General features: G+C 72.1%; 17 protein-coding genes. 14 read left to right on the top strand and 3 right to left on the bottom strand.

What is annotated here, in order from left to right:
- Window positions 1-2 precede the first annotated feature (2 nt).
- From gatA to ACFWEE_RS04610, 7 genes are all read left to right on the top strand, one after another.
- Window positions 3-1,505, top strand: a complete 1,503-nt coding sequence (gene gatA, locus ACFWEE_RS04640; RefSeq protein ID WP_386886311.1) for an Asp-tRNA(Asn)/Glu-tRNA(Gln) amidotransferase subunit GatA — start codon at window positions 3-5, stop codon at window positions 1,503-1,505.
- 5 nt (window positions 1,506-1,510) lie between these two features.
- Window positions 1,511-1,744: a hypothetical protein gene (locus ACFWEE_RS04635; protein ID WP_073727053.1), complete on the top strand. Its 234-nt coding sequence runs from the start codon at window positions 1,511-1,513 to the stop codon at window positions 1,742-1,744.
- A gap of 16 nt (window positions 1,745-1,760) precedes the next feature.
- Window positions 1,761-3,269, top strand: coding sequence for an Asp-tRNA(Asn)/Glu-tRNA(Gln) amidotransferase subunit GatB (gatB, locus tag ACFWEE_RS04630; protein ID WP_386886309.1), 1,509 nt, complete (start codon window positions 1,761-1,763; stop codon window positions 3,267-3,269).
- A 133-nt stretch (window positions 3,270-3,402) separates the two neighbouring features.
- On the top strand, window positions 3,403-4,662 hold the full coding sequence (locus ACFWEE_RS04625; protein ID WP_386886477.1) for an SLC13 family permease: 1,260 nt from the start codon (window positions 3,403-3,405) through the stop codon (window positions 4,660-4,662).
- A gap of 26 nt (window positions 4,663-4,688) precedes the next feature.
- Window positions 4,689-5,120 (top strand): signal peptidase I, encoded by a 432-nt coding sequence (locus ACFWEE_RS04620; RefSeq protein WP_386886307.1) that lies wholly within the window; start codon window positions 4,689-4,691, stop codon window positions 5,118-5,120.
- Complete coding sequence (locus ACFWEE_RS04615; protein WP_386886305.1) at window positions 5,108-5,662, top strand: GNAT family N-acetyltransferase; 555 nt, start codon at window positions 5,108-5,110, stop codon at window positions 5,660-5,662. The genes ACFWEE_RS04620 and ACFWEE_RS04615 overlap by 13 nt, the downstream gene beginning before the upstream one ends.
- 63 nt (window positions 5,663-5,725) lie before the next feature.
- The gene (locus ACFWEE_RS04610; RefSeq protein WP_386886303.1) at window positions 5,726-6,370 is read left to right on the top strand and encodes a hypothetical protein; all 645 of its coding nucleotides are present in this window, start codon (window positions 5,726-5,728) and stop codon (window positions 6,368-6,370) included.
- A 43-nt stretch (window positions 6,371-6,413) separates the two neighbouring features.
- Here ACFWEE_RS04610 and ACFWEE_RS04605 read toward each other — a convergent pair whose 3' ends face one another.
- Window positions 6,414-7,574 carry a PQQ-dependent sugar dehydrogenase gene (locus tag ACFWEE_RS04605; RefSeq protein WP_386886475.1) on the bottom strand — a complete coding sequence of 387 codons (1,161 nt, stop codon included), beginning with the start codon at window positions 7,572-7,574 and terminating at the stop codon, window positions 6,414-6,416.
- 351 nt (window positions 7,575-7,925) lie between these two features.
- Window positions 7,926-8,918, bottom strand: a complete 993-nt coding sequence (locus ACFWEE_RS04600; protein WP_327180173.1) for an aldo/keto reductase — start codon at window positions 8,916-8,918, stop codon at window positions 7,926-7,928.
- Window positions 8,919-9,261: 343 nt separating this feature from the next.
- Here ACFWEE_RS04600 and ACFWEE_RS04595 point away from each other — a divergent pair, with 343 nt between their 5' ends.
- The 7 genes from ACFWEE_RS04595 to ACFWEE_RS04565 all read left to right on the top strand — a co-directional run bounded on the left by ACFWEE_RS04595 (window position 9,262) and on the right by ACFWEE_RS04565 (window position 21,843).
- The gene (locus ACFWEE_RS04595; RefSeq protein ID WP_386886301.1) at window positions 9,262-10,212 is read left to right on the top strand and encodes a 2-hydroxyacid dehydrogenase; all 951 of its coding nucleotides are present in this window, start codon (window positions 9,262-9,264) and stop codon (window positions 10,210-10,212) included.
- 353 nt (window positions 10,213-10,565) lie between these two features.
- Complete coding sequence (locus ACFWEE_RS04590; protein WP_386886299.1) at window positions 10,566-13,406, top strand: putative bifunctional diguanylate cyclase/phosphodiesterase; 2,841 nt, start codon at window positions 10,566-10,568, stop codon at window positions 13,404-13,406.
- Between the two features lie 202 nt (window positions 13,407-13,608).
- Entirely contained in the window at window positions 13,609-15,465 is a 1,857-nt protein-coding gene (locus ACFWEE_RS04585) for an acetolactate synthase large subunit (RefSeq protein ID WP_386886298.1), read from the top strand.
- Window positions 15,466-15,487: 22 nt separating this feature from the next.
- Window positions 15,488-16,015: an acetolactate synthase small subunit gene (gene ilvN / locus ACFWEE_RS04580; RefSeq protein WP_386886297.1), complete on the top strand. Its 528-nt coding sequence runs from the start codon at window positions 15,488-15,490 to the stop codon at window positions 16,013-16,015.
- Window positions 16,016-16,150: 135 nt separating this feature from the next.
- Window positions 16,151-17,152, top strand: coding sequence for a ketol-acid reductoisomerase (ilvC, locus tag ACFWEE_RS04575; RefSeq protein ID WP_386886296.1), 1,002 nt, complete (start codon window positions 16,151-16,153; stop codon window positions 17,150-17,152).
- 336 nt (window positions 17,153-17,488) lie between these two features.
- A complete protein-coding gene (gene serA / locus ACFWEE_RS04570; RefSeq protein ID WP_386886295.1) occupies window positions 17,489-19,081 on the top strand; it encodes a phosphoglycerate dehydrogenase in 1,593 nt (530 codons plus the stop codon).
- A gap of 365 nt (window positions 19,082-19,446) precedes the next feature.
- Entirely contained in the window at window positions 19,447-21,843 is a 2,397-nt protein-coding gene (locus ACFWEE_RS04565; protein ID WP_386886294.1) for a Tox-REase-5 domain-containing protein, read from the top strand.
- A 23-nt stretch (window positions 21,844-21,866) separates the two neighbouring features.
- Here ACFWEE_RS04565 and ACFWEE_RS04560 read toward each other — a convergent pair whose 3' ends face one another.
- Complete coding sequence (locus tag ACFWEE_RS04560; RefSeq protein WP_386886293.1) at window positions 21,867-22,673, bottom strand: SDR family NAD(P)-dependent oxidoreductase; 807 nt, start codon at window positions 22,671-22,673, stop codon at window positions 21,867-21,869.
- Between the last annotated feature and the right edge of the window lie 27 nt (window positions 22,674-22,700).

The following is a 22,700-nucleotide window of genomic DNA, read 5'->3' as shown; positions in this document are numbered from 1 at the left end:
CCATGACGGACCACAGCACCATCATCAAGCTCACCGCGGCCGAGATCGCGGCGGCCATCGCCTCCGGCGAACTCACCGCCGTCGAGGTCACCGAGGCCCACCTGGCCCGGATCGAGGCCGTCGACGAGAAGGTCCACGCCTACCTGCACGTCGACCGCGAGGGCGCGCTCGCGCAGGCCCGCGCCGTCGACGCGAAGAAGGCCGCCGGCGAGAAGCTCGGCCCGCTGGCCGGCGTCCCGCTCGCGCTGAAGGACATCTTCACCACGAAGGACATGCCGACCACCGTCGGCTCCAAGATCCTCGAAGGCTGGGTCCCGCCGTACGACGCGACCCTCACGCGCAAGCTGCGCGAGGCCGACGTCGTCATCCTCGGCAAGACCAACATGGACGAGTTCGCCATGGGGTCCTCCACCGAGAACAGCGCCTACGGCCCGACCGGCAACCCGTGGGACCTCACCCGCATCCCCGGCGGTTCCGGCGGCGGTTCCTCCGCCGCGCTCGCCTCGTACCAGGCCCCGCTCGCCATCGGCACGGACACCGGCGGCTCGATCCGCCAGCCCGCCGCCGTCACCGGCACGGTCGGCGTCAAGCCCACCTACGGCTCGGTCTCCCGCTACGGCATGGTCGCCTTCTCGTCCTCCCTCGACCAGGGCGGCCCCTGCGCCCGCACGGTCCTGGACGCGGCCCTGCTGCACGAGGCCATCGCCGGGCACGACCCGATGGACTCCACCTCCATCGACGCCCCGGTCCCGCCGGTCGTCGAGGCCGCCCGCAACGGCTCCGTCGCGGGCCTGCGCGTCGGCGTCGTGAAGCAGTTCTCGGGCGAGGGCTACCAGGCCGGTGTCGTCCAGCGCTTCAACGAGTCGGTCGAACTGCTCCGCTCGCTCGGCGCCACCGTCGTCGAGCTGGACTGCCCCTCCTTCGACCTGGCGCTCTCCGCGTACTACCTGATCGCGCCGTCCGAGTGCTCCTCGAACCTGGCCCGCTTCGACGCCATGCGCTACGGCCTGCGGGTCGGCGACGACGGCACGAAGTCCGCCGAGGAGGTCACCGCCCTCACCCGTGAGGCCGGCTTCGGCGACGAGGTCAAGCGCCGCATCATCCTCGGTACGTACGCCCTGAGCTCCGGCTACTACGACGCCTACTACGGCTCGGCGCAGAAGGTCCGCACCCTCATCACTCGCGAGTTCGAGAAGGCGTTCGAGGAGGTCGACGTCATCGTGTCGCCGACCACCCCGACCACCGCCTTCCCGATCGGCGAGCGCGCCGACGACCCGATGGCGATGTACCTCGCGGACCTGTGCACCATCCCGACGAACCTCGCCGGCAACTCCGCCATGTCGCTCCCCTGCGGCCTGGCCCCCGAGGACGGCCTGCCGGTCGGTCTCCAGATCATCGCCCCCGCGATGAAGGACGACCGCCTCTACAAGGTCGGAGCCGCCGTCGAGGCCGCCTTCGTGGAACAGTGGGGTCACCCGCTGCTCGAGGAGGCTCCGTCGCTGTGAGTGCCATGGCAAAGAAGGCCAAGAACTTCAAGAAGTCCAAGACCGGCCTGTACGTCTCGCTGGGCTCCACCGCCTTCGGTGCGATCAGCGTCGCCAAGCAGGCGAAGCTGGCGCGCAACGACAACGACGTGCTCCGGCTCATCGACGCGGCCGTCTCCGCCGCGGCGATCGTCACCGGTCTCGCGATCCTGTACCGCGAACTGAAGCGTCTCGGCGACGACGACGTCCTGCTGGGCTGAGAGGGAAAGTTTCACCGTGACTGTCATTGACCTGGTGTCGTACGAGGACGCTCTCGCGGCGTACGACCCCGTCATGGGCCTCGAAGTCCATGTCGAGCTGGGCACCAAGACCAAGATGTTCTGCGGCTGCTCCACCGAGCTCAAGCAGGACGCCAACACGCAGACCTGCCCGGTCTGCCTCGGTCTGCCCGGCGCACTCCCCGTCGTCAACGAGATCGGCGTCGAGTCCGCCATCAAGATCGGCCTCGCGCTGAACTGCGAGATCGCCGAGTGGTGCCGCTTCGCCCGGAAGAACTACTTCTATCCGGACATGCCGAAGAACTTCCAGACCTCCCAGTACGACGAGCCGATCGCCTTCAACGGCTATCTGGACGTCCAGCTGGAGGACGGCGAGATCTTCCGCGTGCAGATCGAGCGCGCCCACATGGAGGAGGACACCGGCAAGTCGACGCACGTCGGCGGTGCCACCGGCCGCATCCACGGCGCCTCGCACTCGCTGCTCGACTACAACCGCGCGGGCATCCCCCTCATCGAGATCGTCACCAAGCCGATCGAGGGAGCGGGCGAGCGCGCCCCCGAGGTCGCCAAGGCGTACGTCGCCGAACTCCGCGAGCTCATCAAGGCGCTCGGCGTCTCGGAAGCCCGCATGGAGATGGGCCAGATGCGCTGCGACGTGAACCTGTCGCTGCGCCCCAACGGCACCGAGACCTTCGGCACCCGCTCCGAGACGAAGAACGTGAACTCCCTGCGTTCCGTCGAGCGGGCCGCCCGGTTCGAGATCCAGCGGCACGCCGCGGTGCTCTCCTCCGGCGGCACGATCGTGCAGGAGACCCGGCACTTCCACGAGGAGGACGGCTCCACCACGGCCGGCCGCATCAAGGACAACGCCGAGGACTACCGCTACTTCCCCGAGCCCGACCTGGTGCCGGTCGCCCCGTCCCGCGCGTGGGTCGAGGAGCTCCGCAAGGGCCTCCCCGAGCTGCCGCGCGTGCGCCGCAACCGGCTCCGCGAGGAATGGGGCGTCTCCGAGTTCGACATGCAGTCGATCCTCAACGCCGGTGCCGTCGACCTGATCGTCGCCACCACCGAGGCGGGCGCCCCGTCCGACCAGGCCCGCAAGTGGTGGATGGGCGAGCTGGCCCGCAACGCCAACGAGACCGGCCGCGGCCTCGACGAGCTGCCCATCACCCCGGCGCAGGTCGCCCGGGTGACCGAGCTCGTCGCCTCGGGCGACCTCAACGACAAGCTGGCCCGCCAGGTCATCGAGGGCGTCCTCGCGGGCGAGGGCGACCCGGACGCCGTCGTCGAGAAGCGCGGCCTGAAGGTCGTCTCGGACGAGGGCGCGCTGTCCACGGCCGTGGACGAGGCCATCGCCGCCAACGCGGGCATCGCGGACAAGATCCGGGCCGGCAAGGTCGCGGCGGCGGGCGCGCTCGTCGGCGCGGTCATGAAGGCCACCCGCGGCCAGGCCGACGCCGCCCGGGTCCGCGAGCTGATCCTGGAGAAGCTCGGCGTCGAGGGCTGACCCCTCCCGCAGCGCGACTTCGCGTCCACGAAGGGGCGACGCATCCGGCATTCGGGTGCGCCGCCCCTTCGCTGCTGTCCCCACCTTTCCGCGCCCGCCCCCGGTGGCGGGCCCGTCGGCCCCGGAGGGTCCGCTGAACACCGTGCTCGCCGCGACGGTCTCCGTCGCCGTCCTCCTCGCGGTCCTGGCGTTCGCCGTCGTACGCCCCCGGGGGCTGCCGGAGGCCGTCCTCGCCGTGCCCGCCGCCCTGCTGGTGGTGGCGATCGGAGCCGTACCGCTCTCCGAGGCGCGCGAGCAGACCGAGGACCTGCTGCCGGTCGTCGGCTTCCTCGCCGCGATCCTCGTACTCGCCCAGCTCTGCGCCGACGAAGGGCTGTTCCAGGCCGCCGGTGATCTGGTCGCGCGGCTCTGCGGGGGCCGCACCGGGCCGCTGCTCGGCGGGGTCTTCGTGGTGGCCTCCGTCATCACCGCCGTCCTCTCGCTGGACGCCACGGTCGTGCTGCTGACCCCGGTCGTCTTCGCCACCGCCGCCCGGGTGGGCGCCCGCCCCCGCCCGTACGTCTACGCCTGCGCGCACCTGGCGAACTCGGCGTCCCTGCTGCTGCCCGTCTCCAACCTCACCAACCTCCTCGCCTTCACCGCGAGCGGGCTCTCCTTCACCCGGTTCGCCGCGCTGATGACGCTGCCCTGGCTGGCCGCCATCGCCGTCGAGTACGTCGTCTTCCGCCGGGTCTTCGCCGAAGACCTCGCGGCCGGCGCCCACGCACCGGACCCCGAGGCCGAACGCACCGAGGTACCCGTCTTCACCCTGGTGGTGCTGGTGCTGACCCTGGTCGGGTTCGTCGTCACCTCCTTCGCGGGCGCCGAACCCCTCTGGGCGGCCCTGGCCGGCGCCCTGGTGCTCGGGGCACGCGCGCTGGGCCAGCGCCGGACCACACCGCTGCGGCTGCTCCACTCGGCGAACCTGCCGTTCTGCCTCTTCGTGCTCGCCCTCGGCGTCGTGGTCAAGGCGGTCGTGGACCACGGGCTCGGTACCGGCATCGGCAAGCTGCTCCCGGACGGCTCCTCGCTCACCGCGCTGCTCGCCGTCGCGGCCGTCGCCGCCGTGCTGTCCAACCTGATCAACAACCTCCCCGCGATCCTCGCGCTGCTGCCGGTCGTGGCGGCGGCCGGACCCGGACCGCTGCTGGCCGCGCTGATCGGGGTCAACCTCGGCCCGAACCTGACGTACGTCGGCTCGCTGGCCACCCTGCTGTGGCGCCGCATCCTGCACGCCCACGACTCCCCGCCCGACCTCGGCCACTTCACCCGGCTCGGCCTGCTGACCGTCCCGGCCACGCTCGCCGTCTCCACGGCCGCGCTCTGGGGGGCGCTGCAGCTGATCGGTGTCTGAGGGGACACCCCTTAGCCTTCATACACATGAACGAGAACGTGTACGTGGGCAACGCCGGCGCGGACGCGGCGCTGGACCGGGGATGGATCCTCGGCCACTTCAAGGACGCCGCGGACCCCCGCCACAGCGAGGACGTCGAGATCAAGTGGGGCGTCCACCCGCGCGGCGACGAGCGGGCGCAGTGGGTGCGGGGCGAAGAACGCACGGCGCTGCTGGTGCTCATCAGCGGGCGGTTCCGGGTGGAGCTGCCCGGCCGGGACGTGGTGCTGTCGCGCCAGGGCGACTACGTCGTCTGGGGCCACGGCGTCGACCACTCCTGGTTCGCGGAGGAGGAGTCCGTCGTGCTGACGGTCCGCTGGCCCTCGGTGCCCGGCTACGCGGTGCCCGTCGCGGCGGACCCGCGTGCGAGGATTTCCGACCGGGGCAACGATGACGAAGGAGCCGCATGTTCGCAGTGAGCCTGGGTGAGGACGGGGCCGAACTCTTCCCGCTGGAGGTCTGGCAGGCCGAGGAGTTCCTCGCCCACATGGACCGGGCCCGCCCGGCCCTCGACCCCTGGATCCCCTTCGCCACCTTCGCCACCGACCTGCCCTCCGCCCGCGCCCTGATCCAGCGGTACGCGGAGAAGCAGGCCGCCGACACCGGACGGCTCTACGGCATCCGGCTGGACGGCACCCTCGTCGGCGGTGTGATGTTCCGGATCTTCGACGCGGAGTCCGGCAGCTGCGAGGTGGGCTGCTGGCTGGAACCGGACGCCACCGGACGCGGTCTGGTCACCCGGGCCGTGCGCGTGCTCATCGACTGGGCCGTCGACGTCCGGTCGATGCACCGGATCGAGTGGCACGCCTCCGCCGGGAACACCCCGTCCATCGATGTGGCCCGCCGGCTCGGCATGACCCGCGACGGGGTCCTCCGGGAGAGTTACCCGTATCACGGTGTGCGCCACGACACCGAGATCTGGTCGGTCCTCGCCCCCGAATGGCGGGCCGGACGGGCCTGAACCGCCGGTGACGGCGGCCGGCGGACCGGGACGTTAAGAGGGTTCTCATACGGGACCCCTAGCGTGCGGCGCATGAACACCTCCACCGCCAAGACCTCCACCGCCCCTGCCGCCGAAGACGACCGCGAGGAGCAGCCGCCCACGTCCGAAGCCGCCGCCGCGGTGGCCGAGGGCGGCTCCCCGGCCACCGGGGAGAAGAACGGGCCGTCCGACGCCCTCACCAAGACAGACGGGTCCGAGGAGTCCGACGACGACCTGGACGCGAGCCTCGACGCCGAGGACCCGGACGACGAGGACCTGGACGACGACGCCTCCCGGGGCGTCGGCGCCGGAGCCGGGGCCGTCGTCTCGACCGCCCTCGGCGTGGTCGGCCTGATCGGCGGCTGGACCGGCAAGGTCGCCTCCGAGCGCGAGACGCTGATCGGCCAGATCAAGACCTCCAACGGCGGCACCGCCGCCCAGCAGATCTCCGAGATCTACGGCGACTCCTGGCACACCACCGCCCTCGTCAACGGCATCTTCGCGATCCTCGCCCTGCTCGTCGGCGTCTTCGTGCTGGTACGGCCCGCCTTCGGCACGCCCTCCGCGCACCCGCAGCCGTCCTGGATCCGCTCCGTCGCCCTCGGCGGCGTGGTGCTGGGCGCGATCGGTCTCGTCCTCTCGATCGCCATGTTCTTCGACCTGATCGTCGCCCTGCCGAGCACCTGACCGGGCCCGGACCAGGGAGGGGCCGGTTCCCCGGAGCCGGCCCCTACTCGACCTCCACCAGCAGGATCCGGTCGTCGCCCGGCTTCGGGTCGCCGCGCCCGTCGGTGTTGCCGGTCACCACCCACAGCTTGTCGCCGCCCGCCGCGACCACCGTCCGCAGCCGGCCGTACGTCCCCTCCAGGAACGCCTGCGGCTTCGCCAGGGGCTCCTTCGCCGAGCCGCTCAGCGGAATCCGCCAGAGGCGCTCGCCGCGCAGCCCGGCCATCCAGACCGAGCCCTGCGCGTACGCGATGCCGCTGGGCGACGCCTCGGCCGTCTTCCACTGGGCGACCGGGTCGATGAAGTCACCGCCCGCGCCCTTCGGCGCGATCCCCTCCACCTCGGGCCAGCCGTAGTTGCCGCCCGGCTCGACGAGATTCAGCTCGTCCCAGGTGTCCTGGCCGAACTCCGAGGCCCAGAGCCGCTTCTCGCCGTCCCACGCGAGCCCTTGCACATTGCGGTGACCGGGGGAGTAGACCACCGAGTCCGCCTCCGGATTGCCGTGCACCGGCTCCCCGTCCGGGGTCATCCGCAGGATCTTGCCCGCCAACGAGTCGTCGTCCTGCGCCAGTTGGTCGTCGCCGGTCTCACCGGTGCCCGCGTACAGCATCCGGTCCGGGCCGAACGCGATCCGGCCGCCGTTGTGGACCGCGCCCTTCGGGATGCCGCGCAGGATGGTGTCGGGCGCCCCCAACTGCTCGCCCGCGGGCCGTCGTTCGTCGTACACCATGCGGGCGATGCGGTTGTCGGACTCGGTGGTGAAGTAGGCGTACACCTGGTGGTCGGCGCCGTACGTCGCGGAGACGGCGAGCCCCAGCAGCCCGCCCTCACCGGACGGCGACACCCCGGGGACGGAGCCCAGCAGGGTCGTGACGCCGGTCTTCGCGTCGACGCGGGTCACCGTGCCCTCGTCCCGGGAGGAGACCAGCAGATCGCCGCCGGGCAGCACCGCGAGCCCCCAGGGGGACCGCAGGCCGGTGGTGAGGGTGGAGACGACCTTCGCCGAGCCCTCGGCGGGCGGCAGCGAGACCGTGGGGGAAGGGGAGGCCGACGGCGAGGCGGCCGTGGCACCGGTCGCGCGGGAGGTCCTGGAACCCGCCGGATCACCCGAGGACGACGAGCAGCCGGCGGTCAACGCCAGCGCCGCAGCGGCGAGGAGGGCCAGCACCGCCGGGCGGCGAGCCCCCGGGACCCGAACCGATCCGGACACCGCACCTTCGGATTCCACCACCGCACCGCCCGATCCCACCACCGCACCGCCCGATCCGGACACCGCACCGCCCGTTCCCACCACCGCACCGCCCGATCCCACCACCGCACCGCTTGATCCGAACACCGCACCGCGCACAGAACCGATCCTTCTCCGGGCCCGCCGGGCCCCCTCGTCCGCTCCCGGGCCGCCCGTCCACGGACCGCCCCCGCCCATGGTGCCCGTACCGGCGCCGGGTACTCGGGCATCGCGCCGAACCGGCCGCATCCCGCCCGCGCCGCCGCTCCCACGAGCCGCGCCGAGCCGTCAGTCCCAGGAACCGAGGGCCGGCGGGAGCGCCGCGATCTCGGCCAGGTCGCGGTCGGTGAGCGCCAGAGCGGCGGCCCCGGCGTTCTCCACCGCCCACTCCTCCCGCTTGGCACCCGGCACCGGCACCACGTGCGGGCCCTGCCGCAGCACCCATGCCAGCGCCACCTGCGCGGGCGTCGCCCCGTGCCGCTGCGCGACCCGGCGCAGCCCGGCCACCACCGGCTGGTTGGCCGCCATCATCTCGGCGGTGAACCGGGGGTGCCGGGCCCGGGGATCGTCCGGCTCGAAGCCCTGCCCCGGCTTCAGGGTGCCCGTCAGGTAGCCGCTGCCCAGCGGCATCGCCGCCAGCAGCCCCACCCCGCGCGCGGTGCACCAGGGCAGCAGGGAGACCAGCGCCTCCGGCGACCACACCGACAGCTCCGCCTCGACCGCGCTGACCGGGAAGACCTGCTGCACCCGCTCCAACTGCCGGATCGTCGCGTCGTGCAGCCCGGCCCGGGACCTGCGCGGCACCCGCGCCCCCACGGCGCACAGCCCGAGCGCCCGTACCTTCCCGGCGGTCACCAGCTCCGCCATCGCGCCCCAGGTCTCCTCCACCGGCACCTCCGGGTCGGCGCGGTGCAGCTGGTACAGGTCGATCACATCGGTCTGCAGCCGTCTCAGCGAGGCGTCGCAGGCCCTGCGCACGTACCCGGCACGGCCGTTGGCGACGATGTGCTGATCCCCCACCAGCAGCCCGCACTTGGTGGAGATGAAGGCGTCCTCGCGGCGGCCCTTCAACGCCCGGCCGACCAACAGCTCATTGGTGAACGGGCCGTACATGTCCGCCGTGTCGAGCAGCCGGACCCCCGCGTCGAGAGCCGCGTGCACCGTACGCACCGAGCGTTCGCCGAGCCGTTGTGACGCGCTGTAGCCCCAACTCATCGGCATACAGCCCAGCCCCACCGCGCCCACGGCGAGCGCCGCCCCACCGATCGTCCTGCGCTCCAACTCCCCGAACCCTCCCTCGGCCGTGTCCACACGGCCTCGCCCCACCGCCCAGGGCCCGCCCCGTGCTCGTCCCACGATAGGGAGTGGATCAGCACGTTGCGTCACGCGGCTCGGGCCTTTCGTTCGGATCGTGCCGGGCTCGTGCCGGGCGAAGGGCCCAGCTTCGCGCGAAGACGACCCGACTCCTCACCGGCGCGCCCCGGAGACCCGCCTCCCGCCTCGGCGGCCCGACGCCCACGGCCCGCTCGGCCTCGGCGGCAGGCCGCCACCGGCCCCGCGCGGCCTCGGCGACGCGGCTTCCACCGCCCCGCACGGCCTCCAGCGCCTCGCATAGCCTCGGGGCATGACTTCCACGACCCGCCCCGACGTGTGGCTGCCCGTTCCGGCCGACGAGATACCGGGGCTCCCCGAGGGCTTCACCTACCACTTCTGGGACGGCGGAACCGAGTTCCCCGCCGACCCGGCGCAGTGCGCCTTCTACGTGGTGCCGTACGCGAAGGACCAGCGGACGTCCGTCCGCCCGATCCCCGGAATGCGCGCCGTACAGGTCGTCCAGACCCTCTCCGCCGGCACCGACCACGTGGAACCCGCCCTCGCGGGGCTCCCCGCCGGCGTGCGCCTCTGCAACGCCAAGGGCGTGCACGAGGCGTCCACCGCCGAGCTCGCCGTCGCGCTGGTCCTCGCCTCGCTGCGCGACCTCCCCGGCTTCGTGCGGGGCCAGGACGCCGAGGAGTGGCGGTCCGGCTTCTACCCGGCGCTCGCCGACAAGTCCGTGCTCATCGTGGGGTACGGCTCCATCGGCTCGGCCATCGAGGACCGGCTCGCGCCCTTCGAGTGCGCGCGGGTCACGCGCGTCGCGCGCACCCCCCGGACCACCGCGCGCGGGCCCGTCCACGCACTCGACCACCTGCCCGCGCTGCTGCCGCAGGCGGACGTGGTGATCCTCTCCACCCCGCTGAACCCGTCCACGCGCGGGCTGGTCGACGCCGCGTTCCTGGCGGCGATGCCGGACGGCGCACTCCTGGTGAACGTCGCGCGGGGCCCTGTGGTGGACACCAAGGCGCTGCTGGTCGAAGTCGAGTCGGGGCGGCTGCGGGCCGCACTCGACGTCACCGACCCGGAACCGCTGCCCGCGGGCCACCCGCTCTGGCATGCTCCGCACGTGCTGATCAGTCCGCACGTGGGCGGCAGCACTTCTGCGTTCCTGCCGCGCGCCAAGCGGCTGATCGCCGCTCAACTGACCCGGTTCGCTGCGGGGGAGCCCCTGCGCAACGTCGTGCACACCACCGGCTGACAGCGGTCCGGAGCGGCGATACCACGCCCCGTACGCACAACACCCCAGGTCGTCACGGAGAGTAGAGGAAGTATGGCCCTGCGTGACGAGTCTGGTGTATCGTCCAGAGGCGGGGGCTGCGCCGTGGCAGGACGGCGGCGGGGCGGGCAGCTGGACGCGAGGGGGCAGTGGGCGATGTGCGGCCAAAAACGGGACGGACGGACGCGGAACCGGCGACAGCGGTCCTCGGCGGGAGCGCTGCGCCGCAGCCGCCCGCCGTCGCGACCGGTGCTCCGCCGCGTGGCCGCGGGCCGGAGCGCGGCGGCGGTGCGCGCGACGGCGCGGCGGACCGCCACCGACCGAGGGTCGGTCCGGTGAGTGCCCTGGACGCCCCGCTCTCCCGCGGGTCGGCCGTGGCCGCCCGCGCGAGGCTGCTGCCCCAGGTCCTGCTCGCCGTCGTCTGCGCGGGGTACGCCGTCGGTGCCGCCGTCGGCTGGGGGTCGACCCGACTGGCGCTCTTCATGGGCGACTTCGGCCTGAGCCTGGCGGCCCTCATCGCCTCCGTCTCCTGCTTCCTCTACGCGGGCGCGGCAGGCCGGCCCTCCCGAGCCGCCTGGCTGCTCTTCTCGTTCTCCTCCGCGATGGCCGCCTGCGGCAACGCCGTCTGGGGCTGGTACGAAGTCGTCCTCGACGGACACGTACCGCCGCTCTCCGCCGCCGACTTCTTCTTCCTCTGCTTCGCACCGCCCGCGATCGTCGGCCTCCTGGTCCTCGCCAAGCGCCCCGTCACCCGGGCCGGCTGGGTCTGCCTGGTGCTGGACGCCTGGCTCATCGGCGGCTCGCTGCTCACCCTCTCCTGGAGCCTCGCCCTCGCGCACACCACCGACGTCGTCGGCGAGGGGGAGAGCGTCGCCCGCGCCGCGCTGTCGCTCGCCTATCCGCTGCTCGACATCGTGCTCGTCTCCATGGTCCTGGCCCTGCACTTCCGGCGGAACAACGCCAACCGCTCGGCGGTCAACACCGCCATCGCCGGACTCGCCCTGACCGTCGTCAGCGACGCCCTGTTCACCTCCCCGCTGCTCCGCTCGACCTACCACTCGGGCCAGCTCCTGGACGCGGGCTGGTTCGCCGGTTCGCTGCTGCTCGCCTACGCGCCCTGGGGCGTACGCCACACCGGCGCCCCGGCCGGGCACCCCGGGTGCGCCGAACGCCCCGGCCGGACCGGCCGCACCACCAGCCGCCCGATCGCCGGCTCGCTGGCCGCGCTCACGCCCTACCTCGCCGCCGCCGTCTGCACCCTCGGCATCCTGTACAACGTCGTCGAGGGCCGCCGGGTCGACGGGGTGGTGGTCTTCACCGGCTGCGCCGTCGTGCTGGCCCTCGTGCTGCGCCAGGCGATCATGCTCCTGGACAACCTCACCCTCACCCAGGAACTCGCCCAGCAGGAGAACCACTTCCGCTCCCTGGTCCAGGGCTCCAGCGACGTCATCATGATCGCCGCGCCCAACGGCACGCTCCGCTACGTCAGTCCGGCCGCGGCAGGGGTGTACGGACGCCAGGCCGAGGACCTGATGGGCGCGACGCTCTCCTCGATCATCCACCCCGACGACCGCGGCCGGGTCGTCCACCAGGTGCGGCGCTTCCTCGCCGCCCAGCCCGCGGAGGAGCCCACCACCCGGATCGAGTGCCGCTTCCGCTCGGGCTCCGGGGACTGGCTCAACGTCGAGTCCACCGTCAACCGCCACCACGGCGGCCTCCTGCTCAACAGCCGTGACGTCACCGAACGCGTGCGGCTGCAGGCGCAGTTGCAGCACAACGCCGAACACGACCCGCTCACCGACCTGCCCAACCGAGCGCTCTTCACCTCACGGGTGCGCCAAGCGCTCGGCGGACGGCGGGCCGGAGACCTTGGCACCGCCGTGCTCTTCATCGACCTCGACGGCTTCAAGGCCGTCAACGACACCATCGGGCACCAGGCCGGCGACGAACTCCTCGTCCAGGCCGCCCAGCGGCTCGCCGACTCCGTCCGCGCCGCCGACACCGCGGCCCGGCTCGGCGGCGACGAGTTCGCCGCGCTGATCGTCGGCGACGGCACCCGCGACCAGGCCGCCCGGGAGTACCAGGTCCACGAGATCGCGGACCGGCTGCGCCTCACCCTCTCCCAGCCGTACCTCATCGGCACCGGAGAGGTGCGGGTGGCGGCCTCCATCGGGGTCGCCTTCGCCGAGCCCGGGATCACCCCCACCGACCTCATGCGCAACGCCGACCTCGCGATGTACCGCGCCAAGGCCGCCGGCAAGGACCGCGTCGAGCTGTACGCCCCCCAGATGCAGGCCGACGTCGTGCGCCGCTCCGAGCTCGCCGCCCGGCTGCGCACCGCCCTGCGCGACGGCGAGTTCGCCCTGCTCCACCAGCCCGTGGTGCACCTCGCCACCGGCACCGTCGCCGCGGTCGCCGCACAGGCCCGCTGGCGGTCCGCCCAGGGCATCCTCTTCACCCCCGCCGAGTTCCTGCGCGTCGCCGACGACGGGGACCGCACCGCGGAGCTGGGCCGCTGGCTGCTGGAGGAAGCCGTCCAGCAGGCCGCCGAACGCACCCGGGCCGGGTACCCGGTCTCCGTCTCCGTCCGGCTCTCCGCCGGGCGCCTGCTCGACAACGCCCTCCCCTTCGGCTCCGTCGAGGCGCTGCTGACCCGCCACGGCCTGCCCTCCGGCGCCCTGATGATCGAAGTCGGCGACAGCGACCCGCGGATCGCCTTCGACGAACTCGAACGCCGCCTCGTGGCACTGCGCCGCCTCGGCGTCCGGATCGCGCTCGACGGCTTCGGCAGCGGGTACGCCGCCATCAACGCGCTGCGCCGCCTCCCCATCGACGTACTCAAGCTCGACCGGGGCCTCGTCGAAGGCGTGGTCGAGTCGGCCCGGCTGCACAAGATCACCAGCGGGCTGCTGCGGATCGCCTGCGACCTCGGGATGCAGTCGGTGGCCGACGGCGTCGACGTCCCGGAGCAGGTGCTCGCGCTGCGGGCCATGGGATGCACCCACGGCCAGGGGATGGCCTTCTCGGGTCCGCTGGACGAGTACCGGCTGCGCCACGCGCTGCGCCGCGGCCACTTTCCCGTACCCGGGGTACCGGCAGCTCAGCCCGTGCTCGCCGGGGGTTCGCCGCCCCGACTGGGCGGCTCACATGATGAGACGTCCGTCCCACCCGCTTGACACGGTCGGCGTGCCGGAGAGAGGGTCAATGCCATGCGCACCCGAATTCTCGTACTTGGAAAGCGCGTCGGCTGAAGCGGGGTCACACGACACTCCGCTTACCGCACCGGCGCGCTCCCCTCGCTTGCCTCACGGCACGAGGGGTTTTTTGTTGCACTGGCACTCCCCAAAACCCCGCAAAACCCTCAGCCTCGAGAAGAGAATGCCGATGACCGAGCAGGCCACCGGGGCCCACCACCCCCAGTCGCGGTCCCGTACCGGCGGACAGCCGTCCGCCATCGTTGAGCACGTCACGGGCGCGCAGTCCCTCATCCGTTCTCTCGAAGAAGTCGGCGCCGACACGGTATTCGGCCTTCCCGGCGGCTGCATTCTCCCCGCCTACGACCCGCTGATGGACTCCACCCGGGTGCGCCACGTCCTGGTCCGGCACGAGCAGGGTGCGGGTCACGCGGCCTCCGGTTACGCCCTGGCCACCGGCAAGGTGGGCGTCTGCATGGCCACCTCGGGCCCCGGCGCCACCAACCTGGTGACCCCGATCGCCGACGCGCACATGGACTCCGTGCCGATCGTCGCGATCACCGGCCAGGTCGTCACCGCCTCCATCGGCACGGACGCCTTCCAGGAAGCCGACATCTGCGGCATCACCATGCCGATCACCAAGCACAACTTCCTGGTGACCAACGCCGACGACATCCCGCACACCATCGCCGAGGCCTTCCACATCGCCTCCTCCGGCCGTCCGGGCCCCGTCCTCGTCGACATCGCCAAGGACGCCCTCCAGGCGCAGACCACCTTCAGCTGGCCGCCCACCCAGGACCTCCCGGGCTACCGCCCGGTCACCAAGCCCCACGCCAAGCAGATCCGCGAGGCCGCCAAGCTCATCACCCAGGCCAAGCGCCCGGTGCTGTACGTCGGCGGCGGCGTGATGAAGGCCGGTGCCACGGCCGAGCTGAAGGTCCTCGCCGAGCTCACCGGAGCCCCGGTCACCACCACCCTGATGGCGCTGGGCTCCTTCCCCGACAGCCACCCGCTGCACGTGGGCATGCCGGGCATGCACGGTTCGGTCACCGCCGTCACCGCGCTGCAGAAGGCCGACCTGATCGTCGCCCTCGGCGCCCGCTTCGACGACCGCGTCACCGGCAAGCTGGACAGCTTCGCCCCGTACGCCAAGATCGTCCACGCCGACATCGACCCGGCGGAGATCGGCAAGAACCGCCTCGCCGACGTGCCGATCGTCGGCGACGCCCGCGAGGTCATCGCCGACCTGGTCCAGGCGGTCCAGGCGGAGCACACCGAGGGGAACACCGGCGACTACAGTGCCTGGTGGAAGGACCTCAACCGCTGGCGCGAGACCTACCCCCTCGGCTACGACATGCCCGAGGACGGCAGCCTCTCCCCGCAGCAGGTCATCCAGCGCATCGGCGAACTGGCCCCCGAGGGGACGATCTTCGCCGCGGGCGTCGGCCAGCACCAGATGTGGGCCTCGCACTTCATCCAGTACGAGCAGCCCGCCACCTGGCTCAACAGCGGCGGCGCCGGGACGATGGGGTACGCGGTCCCGGCCGCCATGGGCGCCAAGGTCGGCCGCCCGGACGCCCCCGTCTGGGCCATCGACGGCGACGGCTGCTTCCAGATGACCAACCAGGAACTCACCACCTGCGCCCTGAACAACATCCCGATCAAGGTCGCCATCATCAACAACGGCGTCCTCGGGATGGTCCGCCAGTGGCAGACCCTCTTCTACAACCAGCGGTACTCCAACACCGTGCTGAGCGGCGGAGCCGACACGGACGGCGTCGCGCAGCGCGGCACCCGGGTGCCGGACTTCGTCAAGCTGTCCGAGGCGATGGGCTGCTACGCCATCCGCTGCGAGGACCCGGCCGACCTGGACAAGGTCATCGAAGAGGCCAACGCCATCAACGACCGCCCGGTCGTGGTCGACTTCATCGTCCACGAGGACGCCATGGTGTGGCCGATGGTCGCAGCCGGCACCTCCAACGACGAGGTCATGGCCGCCCGCGGCGTCCGTCCCGACTTCGGCGACAACGAAGACGACTGAGAGACAGAGAGAGACCGACTCCATGTCCACCAAGCACACGCTCTCCGTCCTGGTCGAGAACAAGCCCGGTGTCCTCGCCCGGATCACCGCCCTGTTTTCCCGACGCGGGTTCAACATCGACTCGCTCGCCGTCGGGACCACCGAACACCCCGACATCTCCCGCATCACCATCGTGGTGAATGTCGAGGACCTGCCTCTGGAGCAGGTGACCAAGCAGCTCAACAAGCTGGTCAACGTCCTGAAGATCGTCGAACTGGAGCCCGGCGCTGCGATCCAGCGCGAGCTCGTCCTGGTGAAGGTCCGTGCGGACAACGAAACCCGCTCGCAGATCGTCGAGATCGTCCAGCTGTTCCGCGCCAAGACCGTGGACGTCTCCCCGGAGGCGGTCACGATCGAGGCGACCGGAGGCGCCGAGAAGCTGAGCGCGATGCTCAAGATGCTGGAGCAGTACGGCATCAAGGAGCTCGTCCAGTCCGGCACCATCGCCATAGGGCGCGGCGCGCGCTCGATCACCGACCGATCCCTGCGCGCTCTCGACCGCACCGCATGACCCCTCGGGGGGCCGCGGCGCACAGCGCGGGCCCTCCGGCCCGGTCTTGCCGCTCGGATGGCGAGACCGGAGAACGTACACGGCGCCCCCCGCCGTACGGTGGGACGCAACACCTGCACACAAGGAGAATCACCAGTGGCCGAGATGTTCTACGACGCCGACGCTGACCTGTCCATCATCCAGGGCCGCAAGGTCGCGGTCATCGGATACGGCAGCCAGGGCCACGCCCACGCGCTGTCGCTGCGTGACTCCGGCGTCGACGTCCGTGTCGGTCTGCACGAGGGCTCCAAGTCCAAGGCCAAGGCCGAGGAGCAGGGTCTGCGCGTGGTCACCCCGGCCGAGGCCGCGGCCGAGGCCGACGTCATCATGATCCTCGTGCCGGACCCGATCCAGGCCCAGGTCTACGAGGAGTCCATCAAGGACAACCTCAAGGACGGCGACGCGCTGTTCTTCGGGCACGGCCTGAACATCCGCTTCGACTTCATCAAGCCGCCGGCCAACGTCGACGTCTGCATGGTCGCCCCCAAGGGCCCGGGCCACCTGGTCCGCCGCCAGTACGAGGAGGGCCGCGGCGTTCCGTGCATCGTGGCCGTCGAGCAGGACCCGTCGGGCAAGGGCCTGGAGCTGGCGCTCTCCTACGCGAAGGGCATCGGCGGCACCCGCGCCGGCGTCATCAAGACGACCTTCACCGAGGAGACCGAGACCGACCTCTTCGGCGAGCAGGCCGTCCTCTGCGGTGGCACCGCCGCCCTGGTCAAGGCCGGTTTCGAGACCCTGACCGAGGCCGGTTACCAGCCGGAGATCGCGTACTTCGAGTGCCTCCACGAGCTGAAGCTCATCGTCGACCTCATGTACGAGGGCGGCCTGGAGAAGATGCGCTGGTCCATCTCGGAGACCGCCGAGTGGGGCGACTACGTCACCGGCCCGCGCATCATCACGGACGCCACCAAGGCCGAGATGAAGAAGGTCCTCGCCGAGATCCAGGACGGCACCTTCGCCAAGAACTGGATGGCCGAGTACCACAACGGTCTGCCCAAGTACAACGAGTACAAGAAGGCCGACAGCGACCACCTGCTGGAGACCACCGGCCGCGAGCTGCGCAAGCTCATGAGCTGGGTGAACGACGAGGAGGCGTAAGCCTCCGACCGCTGGGCGGGCCCCGCCGCACCATGGCGGGCCCGCCCGGCGGTGCTTCGCCCGGCCCCGTGTCACTGCGGGGCGCGACGGGCGGAGCGACAGAACGCAGACCGGAAGGGTGTCACCGAGAGGCCGCGGCCGTACGCATGTACAAGCCGTCCACTCCCGTGAGGGTGAACCTTCCACCGGGGAGGAGTCAACGCCCCGGCGCATGACTACACTGCTCAACACATCTACGCGTCAGGGCCCACAGTGTCGTGCGTCTTCCACGCGGCTAAGCCTCCACCGCCTGCGGCCGTCGGGACGGCCGTCCGCACTGGATTTGTGAGGACACACGTGAGCTCGAAACCTGTCGTACTCATCGCCGAAGAGCTGTCGCCCGCCACGGTCGACGCCCTGGGACCGGACTTCGAGATCCGGCACTGCAACGGCGCCGACCGCGCCGAACTGCTCCCGGCCATCGCCGATGTCGACGCGATCCTGGTGCGTTCCGCCACGAAGGTCGACGCCGAGGCCATCGCCGCGGCGAAGAAGCTCCGGGTCGTGGCCCGCGCGGGTGTCGGTCTGGACAACGTGGACGTGTCCGCCGCCACCAAGGCCGGTGTGATGGTCGTCAACGCGCCGACCTCCAACATCGTCACCGCCGCCGAGCTCGCCTGCGGTCTCCTGGTCGCCACCGCCCGCCACATCCCGCAGGCCAACACCGCCCTGAAGAACGGCGAGTGGAAGCGCTCCAAGTACACGGGTGTCGAGCTCAGCGAGAAGACCCTCGGCGTCGTCGGCCTCGGCCGCATCGGCGTGCTGGTCGCCCAGCGCATGTCCGCCTTCGGCATGAAGATCGTCGCGTACGACCCCTACGTGCAGCCGGCCCGTGCCGCGCAGATGGGCGTCAAGCTCCTCAGCCTGGACGAGCTGCTGGAGGTCTCCGACTTCATCACCGTGCACCTGCCCAAGACGCCCGAGACCGTCGGTCTCATCGGCGACGAGGCGCTGCACAAGGTGAAGCCCTCGGTGCGCATCGTCAACGCCGCCCGCGGCGGCATCGTGGACGAGGAGGCGCTCGCCTCCGCCCTCAAGGAGGGGCGCGTCGCCGGAGCCGGACTCGACGTGTACGCCAAGGAGCCCTGCACGGACTCCCCGCTCTTCCAGTTCGACCAGGTCGTCTGCACCCCGCACCTCGGCGCCTCCACGGACGAGGCCCAGGAGAAGGCCGGCATCGCCGTCGCCAAGTCGGTGCGCCTCGCGCTCGCCGGCGAGCTGGTGCCGGACGCGGTCAACGTCCAGGGCGGCGTCATCGCCCAGGACGTGCGCCCGGGCCTGCCGCTCGCCGAGAAGCTCGGCCGCATCTTCACCGCCCTCGCGGGCGAGGTCGCGGCCCGGCTCGACGTCGAGGTCTACGGCGAGATCACCCAGCACGACGTGAAGGTGCTCGAACTCTCCGCGCTCAAGGGCGTGTTCGAGGACGTCGTCGACGAAACCGTCAGCTACGTCAACGCGCCGCTCTTCGCGCAGGAGCGCGGTGTCGAGGTCCGCCTCACCACCAGCTCCGAGTCGGCCGAGCATCGCAACGTCGTCACCGTGCGCGGCACCCTCGCGGGCGGCGAGGAGGTCTCGGTCTCCGGCACCCTGGCCGGCCCCAAGCACCTCCAGAAGATCGTCGCCATCGGTGAGCACGACGTCGACCTGGCGCTCGCCGACCACATGGTCGTCATGCGCTACCAGGACCGTCCCGGTGTCGTCGGCACCGTCGGCCGCATCCTCGGCGAGGCCGGTCTGAACATCGCGGGCATGCAGGTCTCGCGCGCGGACGCGGGCGGCGAGGCGCTCGTCGTCCTCACCGTCGACGACACCGTCCCGCAGCCGGTGCTGAACGAGATCTCCGAGGAGATCGGGGCCGCCATGGCCCGCTCGGTGAACCTCGTCGCCTGAGCCGCCTTTCGCACCGTGTGACCTTCGCACCCGGGGCCCGTACGTCCACCACGGACGTCCGGGCCCCGGGTGCTTCGCCGTCCCGGCCCGGCTCCCCGTCCCGCTCCCCTCGTCGCGGTCCCCGCTCCGTACTGCCCAGCCCCTCGTCGCGGTCCCGGTCCTCTCTCCGTACTGCCCCGCGGACTGAATAGTCCGATATGGGCCCGCAGTTGGGTCCTGGGGCCCACGACTCCGGCCGCCGTCCGCCCTAGCGTGTGCGGCAGTCGTGTCGCGTACGGGCACCGGGGGTTGGGGTCAGCATGTCGGCAGTCGGTGGGATACCCGTTGGCGGAGGGGCCGCTCCGGCGCCCGGTGGCAGACAGCCGATGCCGCGCGCGCTCGCCGTGGCGCAGACGCTCCTTCTGGTGCTGGCCGCCGCGACCGCGGTGGGCGCGCTCGGACTGTTCGGCTCGGCGCTCGCGGTGGACGCGGTCGACGGCGAACTCCTCGGCGTGGTCGCCTGGGCGGCGCTGCCCGGGGTGCTGGCCTGGTGGCTCTCGCGCCGGCTCCACGAAGGCGGCAACGGCCTCCGGTGGGCGCTGACCGCCCTCCTGCTCTGGCTGGCGGCCGGGGGGCTGGCGAACCTCGCCGACGGTTCGCCGCACGGTGTCACCCAACTCCTCGTCCCCGCGACCGTCCTGATCCTGCTCTTCCGGCGGCGGAGCCGGGAGTGGTTCCTGCTGCCGCCCGGACGCCGGGCGGCGAAGCCGGAGTTCTCGTTCCCGCACCTGATCACCTGGCGGCGCGACCGGGGTCAGACCGCGCTGGAGTACCTGGGCCTGGTCCTCATCGTCGTCGCGCTCGTCGGGGCGCTCACGGCCACCGGCCTGGGCGGCCGGATCACCGGGGGGCTCCAGTCCGCGATCTGCTCGCTCACCGGCTCCTCGTGCCCGGCCTCCGGCAGCGGTTCGGTGGAGGCGGGCAGCGGTACGGGCGCAACCGGCGGTACGGACGGGAGCGCCGGTACGGACGGGAGCACCGGTACGGGCTCCACCGGCGAAGGGTCCTCGACCACCACCGGCGGCACCGGATCGGACGGCGGCACCACGACGACCGGGGGCTCCACGACGGCCGGTGGTTCGTCGACCGGGGGCTCCACGTCGGAAGGCTCCACCTCCGGTTCCACCGGCGGCACGTCCGGCGGTTCCACCGGCGGCACGTCCGGCAGTACGTCCGGCAGTACGGACACCTACCCCGAGACGAGCGAGGAGCCGGAGGCCGCCTACGACACCCCGGTCCTCGTCACCGACCCCGACCCCGACTCCGGAGCCGACTCCGGCGGCAAGGACGACGACGAGCAGGACTGCGGCGGCTGGGGACTCTTCGGCTGTGCCTGGGACCAGACCACCCAGGTGGTCAAGGGCGTCGCGGTCGACGGCGTGTGGGGTGACGTCACCGGCATCGTCAGCCTCGTCAAGCCCGAGACGTGGTCCGGTATCGCCGACTACGGCAAGCAGCTCGGCCACGACTGGATGCGGGACTCCAAGGACGCCTCGGGCAAGTGGGGCGACGGGGACTACCTGGGCGCGGTCTTCGACTGGGGCAAGGCCTCGGTCAACACCGTCGTCAGCGTCGGCGACACCGTGTTCGTCGGCGACGAGGTGCGCGACCGGTGGAACAACGGCGAGAAGACGCGCGCCGTCACCGACGTGCTGTGGAACGTCGGCTCGCTCTTCATCCCGGGCTACGACGTCGGCAAGGTCGCCGGGAAGGTCGGCGAACTCGGCAAGATCGGCAAGGCCGCCGAAGAGGTGGCCGAGGCGGCCGGGGACGCGGGCGCCGCGGCCCGGCGGGCGGCCAAGGCCGCCGAGGCGGGCGACCTCGACGCGCTGAGCAAGGCGGCCAGGGAGGCCGACGAGGCCGCGGACAAGGCGGAGGACGCGGCCCGGAGGACCGGCTGCGTCATCGCCTTCGGACCACCGCTCGTCCGCGTCGGCGGAGGCGAGGGCTCCGGCGGAGTCGGGACCCCGGCGGGAGGCGGGGTCGCCGGGTCGGGTACCGGCGTTCTCGCGGCGGGCTCCGGCGGCCGGATCGTCCTCGCGGACGGCGGCTGCGACACGGCGGCCAAGGAGGCGGCGGAGAAGGCCCGCGCCGAGGCCCGCGCCGCCGCGCTGGAGAAGAAGCGGCTGGAGGAGCCCGAGCGCGCCCGCAAGGCGGCCGAGGACCTGAAGCAGTATCCGGAGCCCCGCCACGGCGACACCTCGGACCCGCGCAACTACGAACCGGCGCCCTGGGCCAAGGACTTGAACGACCCCGAGCTGGGCTCCGCCGACCTCGGCGACGGCTACTGGGCGAGCCGCGACCGCAACCCCCAGCCCAACTGGACCAACGAGTCCTGGCTCCGCTACCAGGAGCAGGTCACCGGCACGGTCCGGGGCCGGGAGTACGTCGTGCCCAGCCCCAAGGAGGGCAGGCCGGCGGTCGAGTACGACGGCTGGGACTCCAGCCGCCAGACGTTCCTGGAGGCCAAGAACGGCTACACCAGCTACCTCGCCCAGCCGGGGAAGACCGCTCTCACCTCGTCCGGCAAGGAGAAGTTCCTCGCGGAAGCCCGCGCCCAGGTGGAGGCGTCCGGAGGGCGCGCGGTCGAATGGCACTTCTCCGACCCGGACGTGGCCAAGGCCGCCCGCGCCGCCTTCCGTGAGGAGGGACTGCCGGTCAAGGTGGTGCACACCGCGCAGAAGCCGGTCGACAGCGCGCGGAAGCCGGGCGCGTTCGACTGACGGGCTCTCCGGCAACGCCGTGATCAACGCACGTGGCGCGCCGCCCTGAGGAAGAACCTCCCCGTGAGCGCGGTCGCCGTACGCGTCGGGAGCACCCGGCCGAACACGAAGGTCTGGAGTCGGTAGGCCCAGCCGTCGACGACCGCGGGGGCGCGACCGCGCAGGGCGGCCACGACGGTCTCGGCGACCTGTTCGGGCCGGCGTTTGCCGGGAGCGCGGCCCGGGTTCATCGGCGTCTCGGTCGCGCCGGGGCTGACCGCCACCACCCGGACGCCCGTGCCACGGGTCTCGTACCAGAGCCCCCGGGTGAAGGAGAGGACGAACGCCTTCGACGCCCCGTACACGGCGTTGTGGGGCGCGGGCGCGTACGCGGCGGTGCTCGCCACGTTCACGATCGCGCCCCGCCCGCGGGCGAGCATGGCGGGCAGGAAGAGCGCGGTCGTCTCCGCGACCGCTCCGGCGTTCAGGTCGGCCAACTGGCGTATCCGCGCCGGATCGACGTCGCCGACCGCCCCGATGTGGGCGGCACCCGCGTTGTTGACCAGGGTGCCGACCTCGACACCCGCGTCCTCCAGGCGCTTCGCCAGGCGCGCGGGGGCGTCCTGTCGGGAGAGGTCCAGGGGCACGGTGAGCACGGCCACCCGGTGCTCGGCGCGCAGTCGTTCGGCCACCGCCTCCAACCGCGCCGAGTCCCGTGCCACCAGCACCAGTTCGGCGCCCCGCGCGGCCAGCTTCTCCGCGATCGCGGCCCCTATGCCCGTCGAGGCACCGGTGATCAGCGCCGCACCCTGGCCGACGGACCGCTGTCCGATTCGTTCGTTCGAAGTCATGCCCGTCACGCTAGACTTTCACGCCGA

The sequence above is a fragment of the Streptomyces sp. NPDC060184 genome (assembly GCF_042728795.1).
Classification (GTDB): Bacteria; Actinomycetota; Actinomycetes; order Streptomycetales; family Streptomycetaceae; genus Streptomyces.
This window is presented reverse-complemented; position numbering and strand designations above follow the sequence as displayed.